Raw genomic sequence first — 23,818 nt, 5'->3', positions numbered from 1 at the left:
CCGATGCCGGACACGTTCCGAGCGGCCGACGCCCGGCACGCCCGCGGAACACGAGCCTCCGCCCCGCGGGCGGGATCGACGAGGGGGCTCCGGGCGCGAGGCCCCGAAGACCGGACCCATGCTGCAGGTCTCCGTCGTCTTTCTGACGATCGTTCTCTATCTCGGCCTGCTCTTCGTGGTCGCCAGCGTCGGCGACCGCCTCGCCGCGCGCGGCCGCCGGCCGCTGATGGGCCGCGGCCGGCGCTCGATCTACGCGCTCTCGCTCGCGGTCTATTGCACCTCGTGGACCTTCCTCGGCTCGGTCGGCCTCTCCGCCGCGAGCGGGTGGTCGTTTCTCACGATCTATATCGGCCCGATCCTGCTGTTCGGCCCGCTGCGCCCCCTCGTCGGCCGGGTGATCCGCCTCGCCAAGGAGGAGCGCATCACCTCGATGGCCGACTTCGTCGCCGCCCGCTACGGCAAGAGCCCGGCGGTCGCAGCGACGGTGACGCTGATCGCGGTAATCGGCCTCCTCCCCTACATCGCGCTCCAGCTCAAGGCGGTCTCGATCTCGGTCGAGACGCTGATCGCCCACCTCGGCAACGGCACCTCGGCGTTCCACATCACCGGCCTCCACGTGCCGATGATCGGCGACATCGCCCTCCTCGTCGCCCTCGCCATGGCGCTGTTCGCCGTTCTGTTCGGCACCCGCCACGCCGACGCGACCGAGCACCAGGAAGGGATGATGCTCGCCATCGCCGCCGAATCCCTGGTGAAGCTCGGCGCCTTCCTGATCGTCGGCCTCTACGTCACCTTCGGGCTCTATGGCGGCATCGGCTCGCTTGCCCGGGCGGTCGCGGCGCGGCCGGACATCGCCCAGGTCTTCACCGCGCCCCTCGACGGCGCGACCTGGATCGTCCAATCCGGCCTCTCTTTCATCGCCGCGCTGCTGCTGCCGCGCCAATTCCATGTCGCGGTGACCGAGAACACCGATCCGAGCGAACTGAAGCGCGCGGCGTGGCTGTTTCCGCTCTATCTCGTGCTCATCAACCTGTTCGTGGTGCCGGTCGCCGCGGCGGGCCTGTTGCGCTTCGGGCCAGGGGTCGATGCGGACACCTTCGTGCTCGCGCTGCCGATGGCGGCGGGCGCGGACGTCGTCGCGCTGATCGCCTTCACCGGCGCGCTGTCGGCGGCGACCGCGATGGTCATCGTCGAGGCGGTGGCGCTCTCGATCATGATCTCCAACGATCTCGTGCTGCCGCCGCTGCTGCGCCGACGCGACGCCGCCCGCCCGGCGGCCGGTGCCGGCGCCGACACCGGCGACGACATGGGCCGCATCATCCTCATGGTCCGCCGCGCGGCGATCCTCGCTTTGATGCTCGGCGCCTATGGCTACTACCGCGCCGTCGGCAACGCGGCGGCGCTCGCCCAGACGGGCCTGCTCTCCTTCGCCGCCATCGCCCAGATTGCCCCGGCCTTCTTCGGCGGCCTGATCTGGCGGCGGGGGACGGCGCGCGGGGCGATGGCGGGCATGATCGCGGGCTTCGCCGTCTGGGCCTATACGCTGCTGGTGCCGAACATCGTGGCGACCGGGCTGTTGCCGGCCGACCTGCTCTCGAACGGCCCGTTCGGCCTGTGGCTGCTGCGCCCCCAGGCGCTGTTCGCCATCAGCTTCGACCCGTTCATCCACGGGGTGTTCTGGAGCCTCGCGATCAACCTGACGACCTTCGTCTTCGTCTCGCTGATGCGCCCGCCCGGCATCAGCGAGCGGCTGCAATCCTCGATCTTCGTGCCGAGCGACATCGGTCCCGCGCCGACGCGGCGGCCGGGCCGCACCGCCGTCACCGTCGGCGATCTCAAGGCGACCATCGCGCGCTATCTCGGCGAGGAGCGGGTCGACGAAGCCTTCGCCGGCTTCGCGGCGCGCCAGAGCGAGAGCGGCGCGGCACTCCCCGCCCCGGGCGCCCCGGCCGATGCGGCGCTGCTGCGCTTTTCGGAACGGCTGCTCGCGAGCGCCATCGGTTCGGCCTCGTCGCGGCTCGTGCTTTCGCTCCTGATCCGGCGGCGTGATCCGACCGCCAAGCGCGCCCACCGCCTGCTCGACGACGCGACGGCGGCGATCCGCTACAACCGCGACCTCCTCCAGACCGCCATCGAGGAGGTCGAGGAGGGCATCGCGGTGTTCGACCGCGACCTCACCCTGTCGCTGCGCAACCGCCAGTTCCTGGCGCTGATGGACCTGCCGCCGGAGCTCGGCCATGTCGGCGTGCCGCTGCGGGCGATCCTGATCGTGATCGCCAAGCGCGGCGACATGGGGCCGGGCCGCACCGACGGCCTCATCGACGCCCGCATGTCACAGCTCGCGGCACCGAACCGCACCACCCTCGAACGGCGCATCGGCCCGCTCGGCCGCGTCCTCGAAGTCCATTCGAACCCGATGCCGGACGGCGGCGTCGTGCTGATGGTCGTCGACATGACGGAGCGCGTGCGGGCGGCGGAGACGCTCGCGCGGGCCAACGAAACGCTGGAGCACCGCGTGCGGGAGCGCACCGCCGAGCTCGAGCGCCTCAATGCCGAACTCGCCGCCGCCAAGGCCGCGGCGGAGGCGGCGGATCTCGGCAAGACGCGCTTCCTCGCCGCCGCCGGCCACGACATCCTCCAGCCGCTCAACGCGGCGCGGCTCTACGCCTCGACCTTGGCCGAGCGCGCCGACGGCAGCGACTATGCCGAGCTCGCCGAGAAGGTGGAGGCCTCGCTCGAATCCGTCGACGAGATCATCGCGGCGGTGCTCGACATCTCGCAGCTCGATGCGGGCGGCCTGAAGCCGGCGATTTCGCGCTTCCGTCTCGCCGACGTGTTCGCGACCCTCGCGGTCGAGTTCGAGCCGATCGCCCGCGGGCGCGGCCTCGCCCTGCGCATCGTGCCGACCTCCGCCGTGGTGACGACGGACCGGCGGCTGTTGCGGCGGCTGCTCCAGAACCTGATCTCCAACGCCATCCAATATACGGCGAAGGGCGGCGTCGTCGTCGGCTGCCGGCGGCGCGGTCGCGGCGTGCGGATCGAGGTCGTGGACAGCGGCATCGGCATCGCCGAGGAGAAGCTCGCCGAGGCGTTCCGGGAGTTCAGCCGGCTCGAACCCGCCCAGGGCAACGCCCGCGGCCTCGGGCTCGGACTCTCGATCGTCGACCGCATCGCCCATATGCTGACGCTGCCGCTCGACGTGCGGTCGCGCCCCGGCCACGGCTCGCGCTTCGCGGTCTCGATCGCGCAGGCGGAGTGGGTCGCCGCCGAGCCCCCCGCCGCCACGGCGGCGCCGGTCGGCCCGCCGCGCCACCGCTTGGTCATCGCCGTCATCGACAACGAACCGGCGATCCTCGACGGCATGCAGGTGCTGTTGTCGGGCTGGGGCTGCACCATCGTCACGGCGACGAGCGCGGCGGAGCTCGAGGCGAAGGCGGCGGAGGCGAGCCTCGTGCCGCAGCTCGCGCTGGTGGATTATCACCTCGACGACACCACCGGCCTCGAAGCGGTCGCGCGGCTCCGGGCGCGCTACGGCGCCGCCCTGCCGTCGATCCTCATCACCGCCGACCGTTCACCCGGCTTGCGGACCGCCGCGGCGGCGGCGCAGATCGGCGTCCTCAACAAGCCGGTGAAGCCCGCCGCCCTGCGCGCCCTCCTCGCCCACCACGGCCTCAACGCCACCGCGGCGGAGTGAGGCGGGGCTAGTGCTGCGACGTCGTCGCTCGGATGCGGAGAGCGGTTTGGCACGCCCCTCACCCCCAACCCTTTCCCCGCACAGCGGGGCGAGGGAGTCTCTCTGGTGAAGACCCCTTACTTTCGGACAAAACGGCGCTCTCTGCGGAGCACCCTCCCCCTTCGCCCCGCTTGCGGGGAGAAGGTGCCCCGAAGGGGCGGATGAGGGGCCGAATGGGCGCAGGCGGGGAACGACAAAGCCCCCCGCCCCATGTCTCAGCGATGCTTCAGCCGGTTGACGAGGCCCGCGGTCGACCCATCGAGCGCGTCCGTGCCGGTCTTGCCTTCGACGACCGGGCCGAGCGACAGGGCGAGCTCCTTGCCGAGCTCGACACCCCACTGGTCGAACGAGTTGATGTTCCAGATCGTGCCCTCGACGAACACCTTGTGCTCGTAGAGCGCGAGCAGGCGGCCGAGGGTGAACGGGTCCAGCATCTCGTAGGCGATGGTGTTGGTCGGCCGGTTGCCCGGAAAGACCTTGTGGGGCGCGATGTGCTCGATCGCGGCCGCGTCCATGCCCTGCTTCTCGAGCTGGGCCTTCGCCTCTTCGAGGGTCCGCCCGTCCATCAGCGCCTTGGTCTGGGCGAGGCAGTTCGCGATCAGGAGATCGTGCTGGTGCGGCAGCTCGTGCGACTTGGCGCCGATCAGGAAGTCCGCCGGCACCACGTCGGTGCCCTGGTGGAGCAACTGATAGAAGGCGTGCTGGCCGTTGGTGCCCGGCTCGCCCCAGACCACCGGACCGGTGTGCGAGGCGAGCTTGCCGCTGCGCGTCACCCGCTTGCCGTTCGATTCCATGTCGAGCTGCTGGAGATGGGCGGCGAAGCGGTTCATGCGCTGGTCGTAGGGCAGGATCGCATGGGTCGGCAGGGCGCAGATATTGCGGTACCAGACGCCGACCAAGCCGAGGATCACCGGCAGGTTCGCCTCCAGCGGGGCGGTGCGGAAATGCTCGTCCATGGCGTGGCCGCCGGCGAGGAAGGCTTCGAAATTCTCGAAGCCGATCGAGAGCGCCACCGACAGGCCGATCGAGGACCACACCGAATAGCGGCCGCCGACCCAGTCCCAGAAGCCGAACGCGCGCTCCTCGGGAATGCCGAAGGCGGCGACCTTGGGCAGGTTCGTCGACAGCGCCGCGAAGTGCTTGGCGACGGCGGCGTCGCCGAGCTTCTCGACGAGCCAGGCGCGGGCGGTCGCCGCGTTGGTCATCGTCTCGAGGGTGGTGAAGGTCTTGGAGGCGACGAGGAAAAGCGTCGTCTCGGGCTTCAGGGTGGCGAGGGTGTCGGCGATGTGGGCGCCGTCGACGTTCGACACGAAGTGCACGAGCGGGCCGCCGCCGCGATAGGGCGTCGTGGCGTTGACGACCATCGCCGGGCCGAGATCGGAGCCGCCGATGCCGATATTGACGACGTCGGTGATCTTCTCGCCCGTCGCGCCGGCGAGCGCGCCCGAGCGGACGCCGTTGGTGAAGTCGCGCATGCGGTCGAGGACGGCGTTGACCTCCGGCATCACGTCGACGCCGTCGACCAGGATCGGCCGGTTCGAACGGTTGCGCAGGGCGACGTGGAGGACGGCGCGGTTCTCGGTGAAATTGATCTTCTCACCGGTGAACATCTTCTCGCGCCAGCCTTCGATGTCGGCGACGCGGGCGAGATCGAGCAGGAGCCCCAGGGTCTCGCTGGTGAGGTGGTTCTTCGAGAAATCGAGCAGGAGATCGCCGAAGGAGACCGAGAACTTGGCGAAGCGATCCGGATCGGCCTTGAAGAGATCGCGCAAGGTGGTGGCTTCGGACGCCTTGCGATGGTCTGCGAGACGGGCGAGCGCGGCGGCGACTTGATCCGACATCTGGGCCTCCTACGTGACGGCAAAGGTTGGGAGCAGCGGAATCGGCAACGGCTTGATCGGGAGCGGCGGCACGGCACCGGAAATTGCCCGCAGCCCCTCGGCTTCTTGGTCTTGCTCTTGCGCCGGAGCCGGGCTCCGGGCCTTCTCGATCGGGTGGGCGCTCCGACGGCGGGGGCCATGCGCACCCCGGGTCCGCCGGAACACGGCCGACACCCAACGCATTGTCGCACTATCACTTAACGTGCAAGGGAGACGAAGCGATGAAAGTCCCGGGCCCGATCATCCGATCACGTTGACGCCATGTCCGACCCGCATCCGCGTCCTCCACGACGGCCACCCGGTGGCCGACACCGAGGCGGCGATCCGGCTCCAGGAGGCGAGCTATCCGCCGGTCTACTACATCCCCCGCGACGACGTGGTGATGGGTTTCTTCGGCAAGACCCGGCGCGTGTCCGAATGCCCCTACAAGGGCACCGCGAGCTATTACAGCCTCAACATCGGCGGCGACGTGATCGAGGACGCCGCGTGGTCCTATGAGACGCCCTATCCGGCGATGCTGCCGATCGAGGGCTACCTCGCCTTCTATCCGGACAAGGTCACCATCGAGGAAATCGGCTGACGCCGTCTCGGCTCGCCGCGGATCAGAGCGTGCGGCCCGAGAGCATCCGCAGGGCGAGATCCTGGCGGATCCGCTCCTGCTTGTCCCACACCAGCCGCGGGATCAGGAACAGATCGACCACCCACCAGACGAAGCCGATGGCGATGAAATAGGTGAGGATCTGGAGGATCGCGCTGCCCGGCCGCCCGAGATAGAAGCGGTGGGCCGAGACGATGCCGAGGAAAAACCAGAACACGTAGGCGAGGACGACGTTGGGGCCGTCGTTCGCCACGCGGGTCTCGATCAGGATCTCGTCCTGGGTGCTCAATCCCATCGGGATGTCTCCTTAGTCGCGCGCCTCGATCGCGGTCCCCATCAGGCGCTCCTCGCGGCGGCGCAGCCACCAGAGGAGCGCGAGGCCCGGAAGCGCGAGCAGCGTCGCGATGATGTAATAATTGACCCAGCCGAGCGCACTGACGACGAAGCCCGCCGGCGCGCCCAGCATCACCCGAGCCTGCCCCTCGAGGGAGGTCAGCAGCGCATATTGGGTCGCCGTATAGGACCGGTTGGAGCAGAGCTTCGACAGGAAAGCGATCATGATGGTGCCGCCGACGCCGGTCGCGAAATTCTCGAGCGCGACCGAGGCGCACAAAGCCGCCGCCGCACGCCAGCCGTCGACGCCGTTGGTGAAGAGCGCGGCCATCGTCAGCTTGCGCACGCCGTCGGCGTTCGGCACGCCGATCTCGGCGGTGAGCCAGGGCAGATCGAGCGCCGGCCAGATGAAGATGAGGTTCGTCGCCATCTGCGCGACGGCGGCGAGCCAGAGCGCCCGCATCAGGCCGAGCTTGTTGGCGAGCACGCCGCCGACGAAGCCGCCGATCAGTACCGAGAAGAAGCCGAAACCCCAGACCAAGCCGGCATAGGTCGCCTTCTCGTAGCCGTTCGTCAGGAAGAAATAGGTCCTGAGTTCGGAGGTGAAGGCGTCGCCGAGCTTGAACAGGATGACGAAGAGCAGGATCGCCCACCACGCATCCTTGGCGAGGAAGTCGCGGAAGGGATCGACGATCGCCCGCCCGAAGCGGTGGCGGAAGGGCTCGACGAAGCGCGCCGCCTCGCGGCCCCATTCCTCCTTGGCGAGGAGGGTGCCGAGGATGCCGACCAGGATGAGGCCGGCCATGACGAGGTAGCCGGTCTGCCAGGAGGCGGCCTTCGGCATGCCTTCGGCCTCGAGCCAGCTCACGATGCCGACGGCGCCACCGAACGAGACGAGCATGGCGATGCGGTAGGCGGCGATGAAGTTCGCGGTGCCCGCCGCCTGTTCCTGCTCGTTCAGGGATTCGATGCGCAGCGCGTCGACCGCGATGTCCTGGCTCGCCGACAGGAAGGCGACCACCACGGCAACCGCGGCGACGCCGGCCCGATCGATCATCGGATCGACGAAGCCGAGGCCGGCGATCGCCAGCATCAGGAGAATCTGGATCGTGAGGAGCCAGGCGCGGCGGTGGCCGAGAAGGCGCGACAGACCCGGAATCGGAAAGCCGTCGATGACCGGCGACCAGACGAACTTCCAGCCGTAGGCGATGCCGACGAGGCCGAACAAGCCGATCGATTCGACGCTGACGCCGCTCTCGGTGAGCCACGCCTGAAGGGTCGACGCGGTGAGCTGGAGCGGCAGGCCGGAGGCGAAGCCGAGCAGGAGCATGACGGCGACGCGGCGCTTGCCGTAGACCGCGAACAGCCGTCCGATCGCCCCGAACCGCACGGGCGGCGATGCCGTATCGGCTTCGACCGAATCGCTCACGTGTCGGGTGCCTCCTCGATCGGATCGTAGACCGAGGCGTCGAAACCGAGCAAATTCCACGATTGCTGCATGTGGTCCGGCAGCGGCGCCGAGACGTCGAGCGTCCCGCTCGATGGATGCGGGATCATGATGCGGCGGGCGTGCAGATGCAGCTTGTTCTGGATGCCGCCCGGCAACTGCCAGTTCTCGACCTCGAAATATTTAGGGTCGCCGATGATCGGGTGCTCAATGTGGGCCATGTGGGCGCGCAACTGGTGCGTACGCCCGGTCACCGGTCGGAGCGAGACCCACGACAGGTTCTGCGCCGCCTGATCGACCACGGCATAATAGGAGAGCGCGTGCACCGCATCCTCCTCGCCGTGCTGGGCGACGCGCATGCGCTCGCCCTCCGGTCCCGGCTCCTTGGCGAGGAAGGTCGAGATGCGGCCTTGGCGGGGCTTGGGCACCCCGCGCACCAGCGCCCAATAGACCTTGCGGGTGTTGCGGGCGCGGAACGAGCCGGTGAGGAGCTCCGCCGCCTTGCGGGTGCGGGCGACGACGAGGATGCCCGACGTGTCGCGGTCGATGCGGTGGACGAGCCGCGGCTTCTGGCCCTTGGCGTCGCGGAACGCTTCCAACATGCCGTCGACGTGGCGGGTGAGCCCGGAGCCCCCCTGCACCGCGAGCCCGGCCGGCTTGTTGAAGACGAAAACCTCTTTGTCCTCGTAGAGGATCAGACTTTCGAGGAAATCGCGATCGCTCGGCCGGCCGCTGCCGCTGGCGCGGTTCTCGCGCGGGGCGCCGGGTTCCGGAGCCTTGTTGGCGTCGCTCGGCATCGGCGGGATGCGCACGACCTGACCCGACTCGAGCCGCGTCGAGGTCTTCGCGCGCGCGCCGTCGACCCGGATCTGGCCGGAGCGAAGGAGCTTCTGGAGCGGAACGAAGCCGAGCCCCGGATAATGCTCCTTGAACCAGCGGTCGAGCCGCATGCCGTCTTCGTCGCGACCGACGGTGATGGAATAGACTTGTGCCATGGCGCTCTCGTGGCAGGTTCCCCCGGGGCTTGCAAGGGGAGAGGCGGATGTGGCGGACCTCGGCGCGCCTCATGAAGATTGCGCGCGATCGAAACGCGCCCCATATAATGATGCGACGCGCGCGGTGGCGGGGGCCGTGGCGCGGTCCCAAGGCGCGTGTTGCCGAGAGAGTGCTGCCATGCCCGATGACGCTTCGAATTCGACGCGCCCTGACGCGCGGTCCGTTCCGACGATCGACGAATTGCTGTGCTTCGCGATCTATTCGGCCGAGCACGCCTTCACCCGGGCCTATCGGCCGCTCCTGTCCGAGCTCGGCCTCACCTATCCGCAATTCCTGATCATGACCGCCCTCTGGGAGGCGGACGCGCTGACGATGAAGGTGCTCGGCGAGCGGCTGCGGCTCGATTCCGGCACTCTGACGCCGCTCTTGAAGCGGCTCGAAGCCGCCGGGCTCGTGCGCCGCGCCCGCAACCGGGACGACGAGCGGGTGGTCGACATCACGCTGACGGACGAGGGCCGCGCCCTCAAGGACCGTTCGGCGGCGATCTGGGAGCACATGATTCCCGCGGTCGGCCTCTGCCGGGAAGACATCGACACCCTGCGCTCGAGCCTCGGCCGCCTGCGCGAGCGGCTCGACGGGATCGGGGAGGTGGAGGGCTGAGGGCCGTCTTGTTGCCGGGCGGTGACGAGTGCCCCGCAAACGCGGCTCACCCTCCCCTGCCAGGGGGAGGGTCGGCGCGCAGCGCCGGGGTGGGGTTCTCCACCGCCGATCCCGCAGATCCGCCGCCGTTCGCATCGCACCTGGAGCACGGCGCCTGCGGCGCCGACCCCACCCCGCCGGCCTGACGGCCGTCGACCCTCCCCCTGACAGGGGAGGGTTTAGCGGCGCATCGATCGTCGCTCCGAGTTCGCCCTGCTCAGTGCCAGACCCAGCGGCCGAAGAAGGCGCCGGCGGCGACGGCGGCAAGCGAGATGATCAGCGAGGCCGCGACGTAGCCCGCGGCGGCGCCAACCTCGCCCCGCTCCCAGAGCGAGAAGGCGTCGAGCGAGAAGGTCGAGAAGGTCGTGTAGCCGCCGAGGATGCCGGTCGTCAGAAAAAGCCGCAGGGCCTTGCCGCCCGTCACCGGTTCACTGAAGGCGAGCCAGGCGACGATCAGGCCCATGGCGAGCGAGCCGGTGATGTTGATGAAGAGCGTGCCCCACGGGAAGTTCACCCCGACAAGCCGCGTCGCCACGATGCCGAGAAAATAACGCAGCACGGCTCCGAGGCCGCCGCCGAGAAAGACAACGAGCGCGGAGATCATCGGGAGCTTCCTTCACAGGCCCGCGGGGAGATCGCGGGGCGCACGGGCAGACGGCGAGACGGGCATGCCCGGCCGAGCGACGAACGTCGGCTGGGCGATGCGGCAATGTAATGCGGCAAGGATCAAAGCCGGAGCGGCGGCCCGGTTCAACCCGTTTCGCACGGTGCCGAGAGCGATTTCCGGCGACCGTCACCGCGGCGCGACGGCGGGAGACCGCCGCGGGCTTGCCTTAGCGGCAGGACGCGTCGGTCCACAAGTGGGTCATCACCACGCCGCGCTTGCAAAGCGAATAGACGAACGAGGTCTTGTGCTTGGCGGAGTGGAGCGCGGCCGGCACGAGCCAGCCGCCGACCACATAGAGCGCGACGAAGGCGACGACGAGGGTGCGCAGCCCCGGCCCCGTCATAGGCTCACGGCGCGGCTTCGGCGGCGGCTCGGCCGCGGCTTCCTCGCGCGGCGTCTCCGTGGCGACCGGCTCGTTCAAGGACATGCGGCGGCTCGGGCCCCGTCTGCAAAGGTCTCAATGATCGTCGCTGCGGCGCTGTCGACGATGTCTCGGGATATCCCTCGATAGCATAGGGGCGGATTCGACGGAATCCCGTTTCCTTTTCCGCTCTATCGCCCGCCGCGCTCGCGGCGCAGCTCGGCCCAGCGGGCGAGGCGGTCGCCGAGGGTGCGCTCGAAGCCCCGCGGGGTCGGCTGGTAGAAGCTCTGACGGCCGAGCGCCTCGGGGAAATAATCCTGCCCCGAGAAGGCGTCCGGCTCGTCGTGATCGTAGCGATAGCCGGAGCCGTAGCCCTCCTCGCGCATCAGCTTCGTCGGCGCGTTGAGGATGTGCCGCGGCGGCGTCAGCGAGCCGTTCTCCTTCGCGGTGCGCACGGCCGCCTTGTAGGCGACATAGGCCGCGTTCGATTTCGGCGCGGTCGCGAGATAGATCGCGGCCTGGGCGAGCGCGAGTTCGCCTTCGGGACTGCCGAGGAAATCGTAGGCGTCCTTCGCCGCGTTGCAGACGACGAGGGCCTGAGGATCGGCGAGGCCGATGTCCTCGACCGCCATCCGAACCAGGCGGCGGGCCACGAAGAGCGGGTCTTCGCCGGCATCGAGCATGCGGCAGAGATAATAGAGCGCCGCGTCCGGGTCCGAGCCGCGCACCGATTTGTGCAGGGCGGAGATCAGGTTGTAGTGGCCGTCCTCGGACTTGTCGTAGATCGGCGCACGCCGCTGGAGCACGGCCCCGAGCCGGGCGGGATCGAAGATTTCCCCCTCCCCCGCCGCGCGCCAGACTTCTTCCGCGAGCGTCAGGGCGGCGCGGCCGTCGCCGTCCGCCATGCGCACGAGCGCGGCGCGGGCGTCGCGGTCGAGCGGCAGGCTCCGCTTCTCCACCGCCTCGGCGCGGTCGAGCAGGCGGTCGATCGCCGCGTCGTCGAGGGAGCGGAACACGAGCACCTGCGCCCGCGACAGGAGCGCGGCGTTGAGTTCGAAGGAGGGGTTCTCGGTCGTCGCGCCGATCAGCGTGACGGTGCCGTCCTCCATCACCGGCAGGAAGCTGTCCTGCTGGGCCTTGTTGAAGCGGTGGATCTCGTCGACGAAGAGCAGCGTCCCCTTGCCGACCATGCGGCGGCCACGGGCGCCGTCGAACAGCTTCTTGAGATCGGCGATGCCGGTGTGGATCGCCGAGACCTGTTCGAAATGGAGATCGGTTGCCCCGGCGAGGAGGCGTGCGACCGTCGTCTTGCCGGTGCCGGGCGGACCCCAGAAAACGAGGCTGCCGACGCTGCCCGAGCGCAGCATCCGGGTCAGCGTTCCATCGGGGCCGACGAGATGATCCTGACCGACGACGTCGGCGAGCACCTTCGGCCGCAGCCGGTCGGCGAGCGGGCGCGGAGCGCTGCGCTCCAGTCCGGCGGCGGCGAAAAGATCGCTCATGAAATCCCCTGTCCGATCGCCCGCGCGGACCCCGGCGGGGTCAGCCGCGCAGGGCGATCTGCATCACCTGCCCGTTGCGCTCGATCGCGATGCGCCAGACCGAGGCGCGGCCGGCGGCGAGATCGGCGGCCTGCTTCGTCGACTTGACACGGGCCCCGTTGATTTCGACCAGAATGTCCCCCGGCTGGAAGCCCACCTGATCGGCGATCGAGCCGCTGTCCACCGCAGAGATGGCGACACCCGTGCGATCGGCGGGCACTTTGAGCTCTTCCGAGACCGCCGGCGACAAGTTGACCACGGTCGCGCCGGCGAACGGCGTGCCGTCGGCGAGCTTGCGGGCATCGCGCGGCACCGATTCCGGGGCGGTGACGAGCGTGATGGTGAGGCGCATCTTCGCTCCGCCGCGCACCACGTCGAGGGGCACCCGGCTGCCGAGCGGCTTCGTCACGAAGCGGTAGCCGAACGCCTCCGGGTCGTCCACGGCGACGCCGTCGACGGCCACCACGAGGTCGCCGACCTTGAGACCGGCCTCCGCGGCCGGGCCGCCGGCGAACACGTCGGTGACGAGCGCGCCCTGCGGACGGTCGAGGCCGAGGCCGTCGGCGATGTCGGCCGTGACCGATTGCAGCGTGGCGCCGAGCCAGGGCCGGCGGATCACGCCGCCGTTGCGGGCCGCGTCGACGACGAGGCGGACCATGTCGGAGGGAATGGCGAAGCCGATGCCGATCGAGCCGCCGGAGCGGGAAAAGATCGCCGTGTTGATGCCGACGAGGCGGCCCGCCATGTCGACGAGGGCGCCACCGGAATTGCCCGGGTTGATGGCGGCGTCGGTCTGGATGAAGAACTGATAATCGCTGACGCCGACTTGGGTGCGGGCGAGCGCCGAGACGATACCCTGCGTCACCGTCTGGCCGACGCCGAACGGATTGCCGACGGCGAGCACGATGTCGCCGACCTCGAGGGTGTCGGATTCGCCGATCGGCAGAACCGGCAGCTTGCCGGGATTGCCGCGGATCTTGAGCACCGCGAGGTCGGTCTTGTCGTCGCGCAGGACGATGTCGGCGTCGAACTCGCGGCGGTCGGCGAGCGCGACCTTGACCTTGTCGGCATCCTTGATGACGTGGACGTTCGTGACGATGGTGCCGTCGGGATCGACGATCACGCCCGAGCCGAGCGATTGCTCCATGCGCGGCCGCGGCCGGCCGCTGTCGCCGAAGAAGCGGCGGAAGAAGGGATCGTCGAAGAAGGGGGAGACGGCGTTCTGGGTGATCATCCGCGTCGCGTAGACGTTGACGACCGCCGGCACGACCTTCTTCACCACCGGCGCGAACGACAGCTTGATCTCCGCCGCGCTCTGCGGCACCTGCGCCACCGGCCTGCCGGCGTCCGCCTGCTCCGCATGCGCCGCGGGGCGCATCGCGAGCGCCCCGACCGCGCCGAGAGCGAGGAGGCCACAGACCGCGGCGATCCCGGCCCGGAGCTTCGGCAGGCGGCGGAAATCGGAACCCTTCATCGACACATCCTCGTCCTTTCCCTGACCCGACCTCGGTCCTCGACCTTTTCGGCGCGGGCTGTGGGCCTGTTACACAACCCGAGCACGCAAAGCGGACGGGATCGAGGCATCGGCGCGGCGCAGGCTCTCCGGCCGGTTGATATAAGCAGGCCGCGGGCGGCGACAAAGGTCCGCGGGATCGTCTCAGATCCGGAGGAGGCCGACGGTCGCTCCCGCCGCGAGGGCCGCGGCGGCGAGCGCAAGGAGAGTGCCGGCCATGAGCGGCAGGGAGAACCCGCGCGGCCCGATCGCGGTTCCGTAGGCTGCGCGCGCGGCGGCGTTGACCCCGCTCGCGGCCAGGATCGCGAGCCCCGCCGTTTCCGCCGTGAGGCCATTGCCGGCGAGCCGGGCCGCGCTGAGCGAGGCGACATCGACGTCGATGAGCCCCATCACCGCCGAGGTTGCGAGGATCCCGGCCCCGCCGACGACGCCGCGCAACCAGCCGCCGACTACCACGACGACGGCGAAGATCGCGGCGAAGGCGAGGAGCGGCAGAAGGTCGAACGGATTGCCGAGCTCGGCCGCGGGCTCCGCGGCGCCGCTTTCGCGCCGCCGCACCAGCAGCCAGCCCCCGATCCCGAGCACCGCCGCGCCGGCGAGCATGGGCGGCGCCAGATGCGCCGCCAGAACGGGGGCGACCACGAGAACGAGCACGGTGACGCGCAGCGCCGAGACCATGCCCGCGAGCAGCGCGCCGCCGGCGAGGACGCGAGGCGGATCGCCGCCCGCCGCGCGCCGGGCGAAGGCGATGGTCACGGCGGTCGACGACACCATCGCCCCTGCGAGACCGCTGACCAGGATCCCCTTCTCGGGTCCCGCGACCTTGAGCGCGACATAGCCCGCATAGGAGATCGCCGCGGTGAGCACGGTGAAGATCCAAACCTGACGCAGGTTGAGGCTGTCGAACGGATCGATGGTGCGGTCCGGCAGGATCGGCAGGACGATCGCCGTCATCGCCATCAGGAGGAGCGCCGAGCGCAGCTCCGGCCAGGTCAGCCGGGTGAGGAGCCCGTGCAGCTTCTCACGACCGGCGAGAATGCCGGCGGTGGCGACGCCGCCGGCGGCGGCGGCCTGGACATCGCCGACGACCGCCAGAGCCCCGAGCACGAAGACGACGAGCGCCGCGACGATGCCGGTGACGCTGTAATCGTGGTCGTGTTCCATTTCATGGTATTTGAACCAGGCGAAGGCGCCGGCGAACACGGCGAAGGCGATGCCCACGAGAAGCGGGGCCGCGAAGGCCTGGGCGAGCGCCGCCATGGCGCCGCCGAGAAGACCGCTCAGGGCGTAGGTGCGGACCCCGGCGGTGCGGCTGCCGGACGGCGCATCCCGCTCCCGCCAGCCGCGCTCGACCCCGACCACGAAGCCGATCGACAGCGCGATGCCGAGCCGCACGATCAAACTCTCGAGCATCGTTCTCTCCTTTTAGGGCCGATACGCGGGCCCGAACCCTCCGCGCCGGTGATGATCCACAGCGCGGTGCGCGATCCGGCCATGAGACGCACAGCCGTTCATTGACCGTCATCAAGCCGCAGCCGAGGCGTGCTTAGGCTCGCCGCAACCGGCGGCCCGCCTGGGCCCCGGACCGCTCGATCCCAGCCCTCACCCGAACGGCCCGCCTCCCCCTGGGGCCGCCTCCGGAGTTTCGACGATGCGTATCTCCTTCGGCAAGCTGCGCCTGAAACCACTTCGCTTCACCATCGGCCGCAAGTTGACCCTGGTGGTCGGTCTCCTCGCCCTCGTCGCCGCCGGCCTCTCCGCCTTTGCCGTGTCGCAACTCTCCGCCGAACGCGCCCGCGCCAAGGAGATGGAAGCGGCCTGGAACGGTGCCTTCCAGGCGAAGTTCCTCGCCGAGGTCATAGAGAGCTCCGTCGTCCAGGCGACCGCCGTCTACACCGCCGAGGACAAGGAAGCGGCCAAGCCGAAGTTCGAGGCGCTGAAGGCCGCGCTCAGTCGCGTCACGGCCCTCAAGGCGCCGTTCTTCGCCGCGGTGGACGACCAGCTCACCGATCAAGAGAAGCGCAAGATCGATAACGCCATCAGCGAATTCATCCTCTACCAGGAAGACACCGCGAAGCTCGGCCTCGACGTTTCGCCGGCCGCCGCCCTGATCCAGGCGACCGACGAGCCGACCATCAAGGCTCGCGAGCACATGGTTCAGAACATCAGCCAGCTCGCCGACAAGGAGCTCGCCATCCTGTCGCAGCGGCGCGCCGAAGCCGATGCCGCCCGCCAGCAGGCCGTCATCGCCCTCGTAGCGATCCCGGTGATCGGCATCGCGGCCGCCCTCGTCGCCGCCCTGTTCGTGGCCGTCGGCCAGATCCAGCGGCCGCTGCACCGCCTCAAGGACGCCATGACCGAGCTCGCCCAGGACAATCTCGACGTCACCGTGCCGTTCGACGGCCGGCGCGACGAGATCGGCGAGATGGCCGACACAATCCGGGTGTTCCAGTTCGCCCTCCTCGAACGCCGCCGTCTCGACGTTGCCGCCCGCGAGCAGGCGGAGGCCGAGCACCGCCGCATGGTCGCCCTCGCCGACGCGGTACGCATGTTCGAGGAGGAGGCGCAGGGTGCGCTCGGCAACTTCGTCATGACCGCGGAGCAGATGGAGCGCGCCGCCCAGGTCATGACCGAGGCCTCCGAGGAAGCCCGCGAGCAGGCCGGCATGGTCGCCCGCGCCGCCGATCAGGCCGCCCAGGCGGTCAACACCATCGCCGCGTCGAGCGAGGAGCTCTCCTACACGGCGAACCATATCCAGAACCGCATCGACTACACGAGCGAGATCGTCACCAACGCCCTCAACGAAACCCGCCACAACAACGAGACGGTGCGCCAGTTCGTGGCCGCCGCCCAGGAGATCGGCGCGGTCGTCGAGCTCATCGCCGGGATCGCCGGACAGACCAATCTGCTCGCCCTCAACGCCACGATCGAGGCGGCACGCGCCGGCGACGCCGGCCGCGGCTTCGCCGTCGTCGCCGGTGAGGTGAAGGCCCTCTCGGCCCAGACCAAGGCGGCGACCGAGACCATCAGCCGCCAGATCGACGCCATCTCCGGCATCACCGACGACGCGGCCCGTGCGATCGCCTCGATCGAGGTCACCATCTCGAAGATGCACGACATCACGTCGGAGGTCTCGAGCGTCACCCATGAGCAGGGCTCGGCGAGCCAGACCATCGCCACCGGCATGGCCCAGGCCGCGACCGAGGCGCAGACCGTCTCGGCAAGCATCGGTCAGGTGCGCCGGGCAACCGAGGCGAACAACGAAGAGGCGGCCCGCGTCCGCTCGATCGTGGCGAGCCTGTCGGCCTCGTCCCAGGTGCTCACCGACGCCGTGCAGCGCTTCCTGTCCCGCGTGCAGACCGCGTAGGGCTCACGGTCCCAGGGCGGCGTGCCGTATATCGGCCTCGCCTCCCCTTCCTTCTTGCCGATCGGGGAGAAGGAAGGGGTGAAGCGCCGGATGAGGGGTTATAACGGCCCCTCTCGCTGCAAATAAACTATTGAAATAACGAACATAGAGTCCCCTCATCCGCCCCTTCGGGGCACCTTCTCCCCGTTCGGGGAGAAGGAAGGGGAGGCCGAGCGATTGGCACGAGCCCGCGGACTTCACCCGCGTTCGCCGGACCCCTGCCGGCGCTTCGCAAGCACACGAGACAGCGCGCGGACGCTGAACAGGATCAGCGTTTCGCCGACGACCAGACCGACGACGACCCAGAGGCCGACCGTCAGCGGGTCGTGACCGGTGTCGCGCAAGAGAAAGCCGAGCAGCAGAAAGGGCGCGTTCCAGGTCGCCGCTCCGAGCGCCGTCGCCACCGTGAACGGGCGCGGATCGAGCTCCAGAACGCCTGCCGGCAGCGGCAGATAGATCCGCACCGTGGGGATCACCTGTCCGGTCAGAGTCACCCAGAACTGGTTGCGGCGATAGCTCTCACCGAGCTTCCGATAGAGGCTCGCTGGCAGCAGGACGTACTTGCCCCAGCGGCTCACGAAGCGCTCCACGCGGTCGTGACCGAGCCCCCGGCCAAGCCCGTACCACATCAGCGCCCCCACCGTGGACCCAGCCGTCGTCGCCAGCACGACAAGGCCGAGATCGGACCAACCCGCCGCCGCCGTCATCCCGAGAAACACCAGGACGACATAGGACGGCACGATCGGCACGAGCTTCTCCGTCAGCGCCACGGCGGCGACGCCGACGAGCCCGTAGCTCAGGAGGATCGTGACGATGGACGGCATGTCCATGGGTGTACGGCACCGTCGGTCGGGCGGGCCGCGCGGCCCGCGGGATCGCGCGAAGGAAGCATTGCACGAAAAGAAAAGGCGGCCGAAGCCGCCTTTTCAAGATCACCGTCGAACGACGTGCGGCGCCCCAAGGAGGCTGGCCGCCCGCGAAGATCAGGCCGCGGCGGTCTCGGCTTCCGCCTCGGCGCGGGCGCGGTCGGCGGCGCCCTTGGCGGCCGGATCGCGATCGACGAGCTCAATGACGGCGACGGCGGCGCCGTCACCGTAGCGGAAGCCCGCCTTCAGGACGCGGGTGTAGCCACCCTGACGCTCCTTGTAACGGGGAGCGAGGGTCTCGAACAGCTTGCGCACGCTCTTGAGGTCGCGCAGCTCGGAGATCGCCTGACGGCGGGCGTGCAGATCGCCGCGCTTGCCGAGCGTGATCAGCTTCTCGACGATCGGACGCAGGTCCTTCGCCTTCGGCAGCGTGGTCACGATCTGCTCGTGCTCGATGAGCGACGACGCCATGTTGGCGAACATCGACTTGCGGTGGGCCGTCTCCCGGCCGAGCTTGCGACCGCTCTTGGCGTGGCGCATGGCCCTCTCCTTCGATCTTCAAGTTCCGGGCCGCGGCGCTTCTGCCTGAGCCCTACTCCAAAAAAGGTCCGGCCGGGGCCGGGGCGTCGCCGCCGGCCGTCACCGGCCGGCCGCGGGATCAGTAGTGGTGATCCTCGTAGCGCTTCGCGAGCTCTTCGATGTTCTCGGGCGGCCAGTTCGGCACTTCCATGCCGAGGTGCAGGCCCATCTGCGCGAGAACTTCCTTGATCTCGTTGAGCGACTTGCGTCCGAAGTTCGGGGTGCGGAGCATCTCCGCCTCGGTCTTCTGGATCAGATCGCCGATATAGACGATGTTGTCGTTCTTCAGGCAGTTCGCCGAGCGGACCGACAGCTCGAGTTCGTCGACCTTCTTGAGCAGCGCCGGATTGAAGGCGAGCTCCGGAACGTCGTCGCGCAGCTCCTCGCGGCGCGGCTCCTCGAAGTTCACGAACACGGCGAGCTGATCCTGCAGGATGCGCGCCGCATAGGCGACCGCGTCGTCCGGCGTGATCGAACCGTCGGTCTCGACCGACAGCGTCAGCTTGTCGTAGTCGAGGACCTGGCCCTCACGGGTGTTCTCGACGCGGTAGGACACCTTCTTGACCGGCGAATAGAGGCTGTCGACCGGGATCAGGCCGATCGGCGCGTCTTCCGGGCGGTTGCGGTCGGCCGCGACGTAGCCCTTGCCGGTGTTCACGGTGAATTCCATGCGGATCTCGGCGCCCTCGTCGAGGGTGCACAGCACGAGATCCGGGTTCAGCACCTCGATGTCACCGACGGTCTGGATGTCGGCGGCCACGACGGCACCCGGACCCTGGCGGCGCAGCACCATCCGCTTGGGGCCCTCGCCGTGCATCTTCACGGCGACTTCCTTCACGTTGAGGATGATGTCGGTCACGTCCTCGCGGACGCCGGCGATCGAAGAGAACTCATGCAGCACGCCGTCGATCTGCACGGCGGTCACCGCCGCACCCTGCAGAGACGACAGAAGCACGCGGCGCAGCGCATTGCCGAGCGTCAGGCCGAAACCGCGCTCGAGAGGCTCCGCGACAACCGTCGCGACACGCTTCGGATCGCCGCCGACCTTGACGTCGAGCTTGGTCGGGCGGATCAGCTCCTGCCAATTCTTCTGGATGGTCACGGTCGCATCCTTTCACATCATCGGACGGAGGGTCGCGCGCCCTTCCGTCCGCCCCCGGGTCGGCCAGGGGTCCGAAATCTGCGGTATGACGGCATGGGAGCCGCCGTCATGCCGCGATGCCCGGCGCCGGCCAACCCGGCGCCTCGGCGTCGTCGTCGTAGTATCAGACGCGGCGGCGCTTGCGCGGCCGGCAGCCATTGTGCGGGATCGGGGTCACGTCGCGGATCGACGTCACCATGAAGCCCGAGGCCTGCAACGCACGCAGCGCCGATTCGCGACCCGAACCCGGACCGCAAACCTCGACCTCAATGGTGCGCATGCCATGCTCGGACGCCTTGCGAGCGGCGTCTTCGGCGGCAACCTGCGCTGCATAGGGGGTCGACTTGCGCGAGCCCTTGAAGCCCATCGCACCGGCCGACGACCAGGAGATCGCGTTACCCTGCGCGTCGGTGATGGTGATCATCGTGTTGTTGAACGAGGCGTTCACGTGCGCGACGCCGGACGAGATGTTCTTGCGCTCGCGACGCCGAACGCGCGTGGCTTCCTTCGCCATAATCTATCGTTCCTTCAGGGCCTTTGCCGGCAGCCCGCGGTCGCCGTCCCAGCGGACGCGCGACCCCAGCACCGCCGTGGGATGACAATAATTACTTCTTCTTGCCGGCGATCGCCTTCGCGGGACCCTTGCGGGTGCGCGCGTTGGTGTGCGTGCGCTGACCACGCACCGGCAGACCGCGGCGGTGACGCAGGCCGCGATAGCAGCCGAGGTCCATGAGCCGCTTGATGTTCATTGCGACTTCGCGGCGCAGATCGCCTTCGACGATATAATCGCGATCGATCGCCTCGCGGATCTGAATCACTTCCGCGTCGCTGAGCTCGTTGACGCGACGCTGCGGCGCGATGCCCACCTTGTCGATGAGCTCCTGCGCCTTCGCCGGGCCGATGCCGTGGATGTACTGCAGCGCGATCAGGACGCGCTTGTTGGTCGGGATGTTGACGCCTGCGATACGGGCCACGCTTCTATCTCCTTGGGCCTCACCCGCTCGGGGGTTCGGCTTTGTCACCGCCGGCGCATGTCAATCGCCCGGTCTGGTCGCTCGATAAGGCCGCCGCCGCCTTGCCACCCCGGGAAAAATAACCCTAGGCCACAAAGGCACAGCGACCGGTTCCGTTAACCTTTCGGCTACCGGCACCGATCGCCCATCGATTGCGAAATGGTGCCGTTCATTACCGGATCGCGCGGGGCGCCGTCAACCCGCGCGATCGAGATTCTTAAAGCCGCGGCTCAGGCCACGGATTCGGCGATCGCCTCTTCGACTGCCGCCGTCACTTCGTCCATCGCGGCCATGCCATCGATCTTCTTCAGAAGGCCGATGCGCTCATAATGCGCCGACAACGGCGCGGTCTGGGCGCGATAGACGTCGAGCCGCTTCTTCAGGGCCTCGGGCGTGTCGTCGGCACGGGCGTTGCCGGCCGATTCGCGCGCGCGCTTCTCGATCCGGCCGAGCAGGGCCGATTCGTCAACAACGAGCTCGATGACGACATCGATCTTGAGCCCCTTCGAGGCCAGGATCTCTTCAAGCAGCTCCGCCTGACGCTCGGTGCGCGGGAAACCGTCGAGAATGAAACCGCGCACGCAGTCCGGCGCCTCGACGCGGTCGGCGACGATCTGCGCCACCACCTCGTCCGGGACCAGGTCGCCCCGGTCCATCAATTCCTTGGCCCTGAGGCCGATCGGCGTGCCCTCGCGCACCGCAGCGCGGAGCATGTCACCGGTGGAGAGCTGCACGATGCCGTGCCGCTCGACCAGGCGCTGCGCCTGGGTGCCCTTGCCCGCACCCGGCGGGCCCAGCAGGATCAGTCTCATCGGCGCTTACCCCCGAGCTTGGCCTTCTTCACGAGGCCCTCATATTGATGGGCAAGAAGGTGCCCCTGTATCTGGGACACAGTGTCCATGGTGACACTGACCACGATCAGGAGCGAGGTACCGCCGAGATAGAACGGCACACCGGTGGCCGAGATCAGAAACTCCGGCAGCAGACAGACGAGCACCAGATAGCCCGCGCCGATCACCGTGATGCGAGTCAGGACGGTATCGATATATTGCGCGGTGCGCTCGCCCGGACGGATACCCGGGATGAAACCGCCGTGCTTCTTCAGATTGTCGGCCGTCTCCTGGGGATTGAAGACGATCGCCGTGTAGAAGAAGGCGAAGAACACGATCAGCGCCGCATAGAGCGCCATGTAGAGCGGCTGTCCGTGGCCGAGCATGGCCGTCATCGTCGACAACCAGCCGATATTCTGGCTCGCCGCGAAGCTCGACAGCGTCGCCGGGATCAGGAGCAGCGAGGACGCGAAGATCGGCGGGATCACGCCCGAGGTGTTGAGCTTCAGCGGCAGGTGCGAGGATTCGCCCTGGAAGATGCGGTTGCCGACCTGTCGCTTCGGGTACTGGATCAGGAGCCTGCGCTGGGCACGCTCCATGAACACGATGAAGGCGATCACGGCGACGACCACGACCATCACGCCGAGGATGACGCCCGTCGAGAGCGCGCCTTGGCGGCCGAGTTCGAGGGTGCCGGCGAGCGCCGTCGGCAGGCCGGCCACGATGCCAGCGAAGATGATGAGCGAGGTGCCGTTGCCGATGCCACGGGCGGTGATCTGCTCACCGACCCACATCAGGAACATCGTGCCGCCGGTCAGCGTCACCGTGGTGGTGAAGCGGAAGAACCAGCCCGGCTCCATGACGACGTTCGTCGCCGCCTCGAGGCCGACCGCGATCGAGTAGGCCTGCACCACCGCCAGAATCACCGTCAGATAGCGGGTGTACTGGTTGATGATCTTGCGACCCTGTTCGCCTTCCTTCTTCAGCGTCTCGAGCGACGGGATGACCGTCGTCAGGAGCTGAACGATGATGGAAGACGAAATGTACGGCATGATGCCGAGGGCAAAGATCGCCATGCGGCCGACGGCACCGCCGGCGAACATGTTGAAGAGCCCGAGGATGCCCTTCTGCGCGCCCGAGAAGGCCTGGGCGAGGGCATCGGGATTGATGCCCGGCATCGGGATGTAGGTGCCGAGCCGGTAGACCAGCAGCGCGCCGAGCGTGAACCAAATCCGCTTTTTCAGATCCTCGGCCTTCGCGAAGGCCGAGAAGTTCAAATTCGCCGCGAGTTGTTCCGCTGCCGAAGCCATCGTCCGCTACCGCTCTGATCCTTGACCAGCGCACCTTAAGCGCGCGGAAGCCCGGTCGCGGTCTCCCGCGATCGGGCCGATCTCCTGGACGTCGCCTGCGGCGCGCGCGGCGCCGCGTGAAGCCTTGTCCCGGCGGCCCTGAAGCCGTGCCTCGGCGACGGCCTCAATATAGGCACGCCCCGCCACGACTTAAGAGGCGGAGGCCTCGTCGGCGGCCTTAACGGCCTTCACGACGACCGCACCACCGGCTTTTTCGACCGCGGCGATGGCCGTGGCAGACGCACCCTCGACCTCGAACTTGACCGCCTGGGTCAGCTCGCCGTCGGCGAGGAGGCGCACGCCGTCGCGCAGACGCTTCAGAACGCCAGCCGCCTTGAGAGCAGCCGCATCGACCACCGCACCCGCATCGAGCAGGCCGGCATCGATCGCCTTCTGCACGCGGCCGAGCGAGACCACGTTGAAGTCCTTGCGGAAGATGTTGTTGAAGCCGCGCTTCGGCAGGCGACGATGCAGCGGCATCTGACCGCCTTCGAAGCCCTTGATCGCGACGCCGGTGCGGGACTTCTGTCCCTTCACGCCGCGGCCGGCGGTCTTGCCCTTGCCGGAGCCGATGCCGCGACCGACGCGCATGCGCTCCTTCGTGGCGCCCGGATTGTCCCGGATCTCGTTGAGTTTCATGGATCGAACTCCTGGGATCACGCCTCGTCCACGACGCGGACGAGGTGGGCAACCTTGGCGATCATGCCGCGCACCTGCGGAGTATCCGCGAGCGTACGGCGACGATGCAGCTTGTTGAGGCCGAGGCCGATGAGCGTCGCACGCTGGTCGTCGGACCGGCGGATCGGGCTGCCGGTCTGCTCGACCGTGACCATCTTCTGGCTCTGAGTCATCGAATGAATTCCCGC

At 68.7% G+C, this 23,818-nt stretch carries 22 protein-coding genes; 4 read left to right on the top strand and 18 right to left on the bottom strand.

Features of this window, described 5'->3' with window-relative positions; translation table 11 throughout:
• The first annotated feature begins 118 nt into the window (after positions 1-118).
• Positions 119-3,694: a PAS domain-containing hybrid sensor histidine kinase/response regulator gene (locus F0357_RS14245; protein ID WP_153483045.1), complete on the top strand. Its 3,576-nt coding sequence runs from the start codon at positions 119-121 to the stop codon at positions 3,692-3,694.
• A 254-nt stretch (positions 3,695-3,948) separates the two neighbouring features.
• Here F0357_RS14245 and pgi read toward each other — a convergent pair whose 3' ends face one another.
• Positions 3,949-5,574 (bottom strand): glucose-6-phosphate isomerase, encoded by a 1,626-nt coding sequence (gene pgi / locus F0357_RS14240; protein WP_153483042.1) that lies wholly within the window; start codon positions 5,572-5,574, stop codon positions 3,949-3,951.
• A 292-nt stretch (positions 5,575-5,866) separates the two neighbouring features.
• Here pgi and F0357_RS14235 point away from each other — a divergent pair, with 292 nt between their 5' ends.
• Complete coding sequence (locus tag F0357_RS14235) at positions 5,867-6,193, top strand: DUF427 domain-containing protein (RefSeq protein ID WP_153483039.1); 327 nt, start codon at positions 5,867-5,869, stop codon at positions 6,191-6,193.
• Between the two features lie 22 nt (positions 6,194-6,215).
• On the opposite strand, the gene F0357_RS14230 is transcribed toward F0357_RS14235, so the two are convergent.
• The 3 genes from F0357_RS14230 to F0357_RS14220 are packed head-to-tail and all read right to left on the bottom strand — an operon-like array spanning position 6,216 to position 8,986.
• Positions 6,216-6,506, bottom strand: coding sequence for a TM2 domain-containing protein (locus tag F0357_RS14230; RefSeq protein WP_153483036.1), 291 nt, complete (start codon positions 6,504-6,506; stop codon positions 6,216-6,218).
• Positions 6,507-6,518: 12 nt separating this feature from the next.
• Positions 6,519-7,973, bottom strand: a complete 1,455-nt coding sequence (locus tag F0357_RS14225) for an AmpG family muropeptide MFS transporter (RefSeq protein WP_153483034.1) — start codon at positions 7,971-7,973, stop codon at positions 6,519-6,521.
• Positions 7,970-8,986, bottom strand: a complete 1,017-nt coding sequence (locus F0357_RS14220) for an RluA family pseudouridine synthase (protein WP_153483031.1) — start codon at positions 8,984-8,986, stop codon at positions 7,970-7,972. The genes F0357_RS14225 and F0357_RS14220 overlap by 4 nt, the downstream gene beginning before the upstream one ends.
• A 178-nt stretch (positions 8,987-9,164) precedes the next feature.
• Between F0357_RS14220 and F0357_RS14215 the strand changes: the two genes are divergently transcribed.
• Entirely contained in the window at positions 9,165-9,647 is a 483-nt protein-coding gene (locus tag F0357_RS14215) for a MarR family winged helix-turn-helix transcriptional regulator (RefSeq protein ID WP_153483027.1), read from the top strand.
• A gap of 256 nt (positions 9,648-9,903) precedes the next feature.
• Here F0357_RS14215 and crcB read toward each other — a convergent pair whose 3' ends face one another.
• The 5 genes from crcB to F0357_RS14190 form a co-directional block, all read right to left on the bottom strand.
• A complete protein-coding gene (gene crcB / locus F0357_RS14210; RefSeq protein WP_153483024.1) occupies positions 9,904-10,290 on the bottom strand; it encodes a fluoride efflux transporter CrcB in 387 nt (128 codons plus the stop codon).
• A 229-nt stretch (positions 10,291-10,519) separates the two neighbouring features.
• A complete protein-coding gene (locus tag F0357_RS14205; protein WP_153483021.1) occupies positions 10,520-10,780 on the bottom strand; it encodes a hypothetical protein in 261 nt (86 codons plus the stop codon).
• Positions 10,781-10,905: 125 nt separating this feature from the next.
• Complete coding sequence (locus tag F0357_RS14200; RefSeq protein ID WP_153483017.1) at positions 10,906-12,216, bottom strand: replication-associated recombination protein A; 1,311 nt, start codon at positions 12,214-12,216, stop codon at positions 10,906-10,908.
• 40 nt (positions 12,217-12,256) lie between these two features.
• Positions 12,257-13,729, bottom strand: a complete 1,473-nt coding sequence (locus F0357_RS14195) for a Do family serine endopeptidase (protein WP_376767804.1) — start codon at positions 13,727-13,729, stop codon at positions 12,257-12,259.
• A gap of 183 nt (positions 13,730-13,912) precedes the next feature.
• Entirely contained in the window at positions 13,913-15,181 is a 1,269-nt protein-coding gene (locus F0357_RS14190) for an MgtC/SapB family protein (protein ID WP_153483014.1), read from the bottom strand.
• Between the two features lie 238 nt (positions 15,182-15,419).
• Between F0357_RS14190 and F0357_RS14185 the strand changes: the two genes are divergently transcribed.
• Positions 15,420-17,135, top strand: coding sequence for a methyl-accepting chemotaxis protein (locus F0357_RS14185; RefSeq protein WP_153483011.1), 1,716 nt, complete (start codon positions 15,420-15,422; stop codon positions 17,133-17,135).
• 236 nt (positions 17,136-17,371) lie between these two features.
• Here the strand turns inward: F0357_RS14185 and F0357_RS14180 are convergent, their stop codons facing one another.
• The 9 genes from F0357_RS14180 to rpmD all read right to left on the bottom strand — a co-directional run bounded on the left by F0357_RS14180 (position 17,372) and on the right by rpmD (position 23,803).
• Positions 17,372-18,004: a DedA family protein gene (locus F0357_RS14180; protein ID WP_153483009.1), complete on the bottom strand. Its 633-nt coding sequence runs from the start codon at positions 18,002-18,004 to the stop codon at positions 17,372-17,374.
• Between the two features lie 153 nt (positions 18,005-18,157).
• The gene (rplQ, locus tag F0357_RS14175) at positions 18,158-18,580 is read right to left on the bottom strand and encodes a 50S ribosomal protein L17 (RefSeq protein WP_153483007.1); all 423 of its coding nucleotides are present in this window, start codon (positions 18,578-18,580) and stop codon (positions 18,158-18,160) included.
• A 118-nt stretch (positions 18,581-18,698) separates the two neighbouring features.
• Positions 18,699-19,721 carry a DNA-directed RNA polymerase subunit alpha gene (locus F0357_RS14170; protein ID WP_312861597.1) on the bottom strand — a complete coding sequence of 341 codons (1,023 nt, stop codon included), beginning with the start codon at positions 19,719-19,721 and terminating at the stop codon, positions 18,699-18,701.
• Positions 19,722-19,884: 163 nt separating this feature from the next.
• Complete coding sequence (rpsK, locus tag F0357_RS14165; protein ID WP_153483005.1) at positions 19,885-20,274, bottom strand: 30S ribosomal protein S11; 390 nt, start codon at positions 20,272-20,274, stop codon at positions 19,885-19,887.
• A 91-nt stretch (positions 20,275-20,365) separates the two neighbouring features.
• Positions 20,366-20,734 (bottom strand): 30S ribosomal protein S13, encoded by a 369-nt coding sequence (gene rpsM, locus F0357_RS14160; protein WP_312861596.1) that lies wholly within the window; start codon positions 20,732-20,734, stop codon positions 20,366-20,368.
• A 269-nt stretch (positions 20,735-21,003) separates the two neighbouring features.
• On the bottom strand, positions 21,004-21,585 hold the full coding sequence (locus F0357_RS14155; RefSeq protein ID WP_153483003.1) for an adenylate kinase: 582 nt from the start codon (positions 21,583-21,585) through the stop codon (positions 21,004-21,006).
• Positions 21,582-22,913, bottom strand: a complete 1,332-nt coding sequence (secY, locus tag F0357_RS14150) for a preprotein translocase subunit SecY (protein WP_153483000.1) — start codon at positions 22,911-22,913, stop codon at positions 21,582-21,584. The genes F0357_RS14155 and secY overlap by 4 nt, the downstream gene beginning before the upstream one ends.
• A 189-nt stretch (positions 22,914-23,102) precedes the next feature.
• Positions 23,103-23,591, bottom strand: coding sequence for a 50S ribosomal protein L15 (gene rplO, locus F0357_RS14145; RefSeq protein ID WP_153482997.1), 489 nt, complete (start codon positions 23,589-23,591; stop codon positions 23,103-23,105).
• 17 nt (positions 23,592-23,608) lie between these two features.
• Positions 23,609-23,803, bottom strand: coding sequence for a 50S ribosomal protein L30 (gene rpmD, locus F0357_RS14140; protein ID WP_153482994.1), 195 nt, complete (start codon positions 23,801-23,803; stop codon positions 23,609-23,611).
• Positions 23,804-23,818 lie beyond the last annotated feature (15 nt).

The sequence above is a fragment of the Segnochrobactrum spirostomi genome (genome assembly GCF_009600605.1).
GTDB classification, from domain to species: Bacteria; Pseudomonadota; Alphaproteobacteria; order Rhizobiales; family Segnochrobactraceae; genus Segnochrobactrum; species Segnochrobactrum spirostomi.
This window is presented reverse-complemented; position numbering and strand designations above follow the sequence as displayed.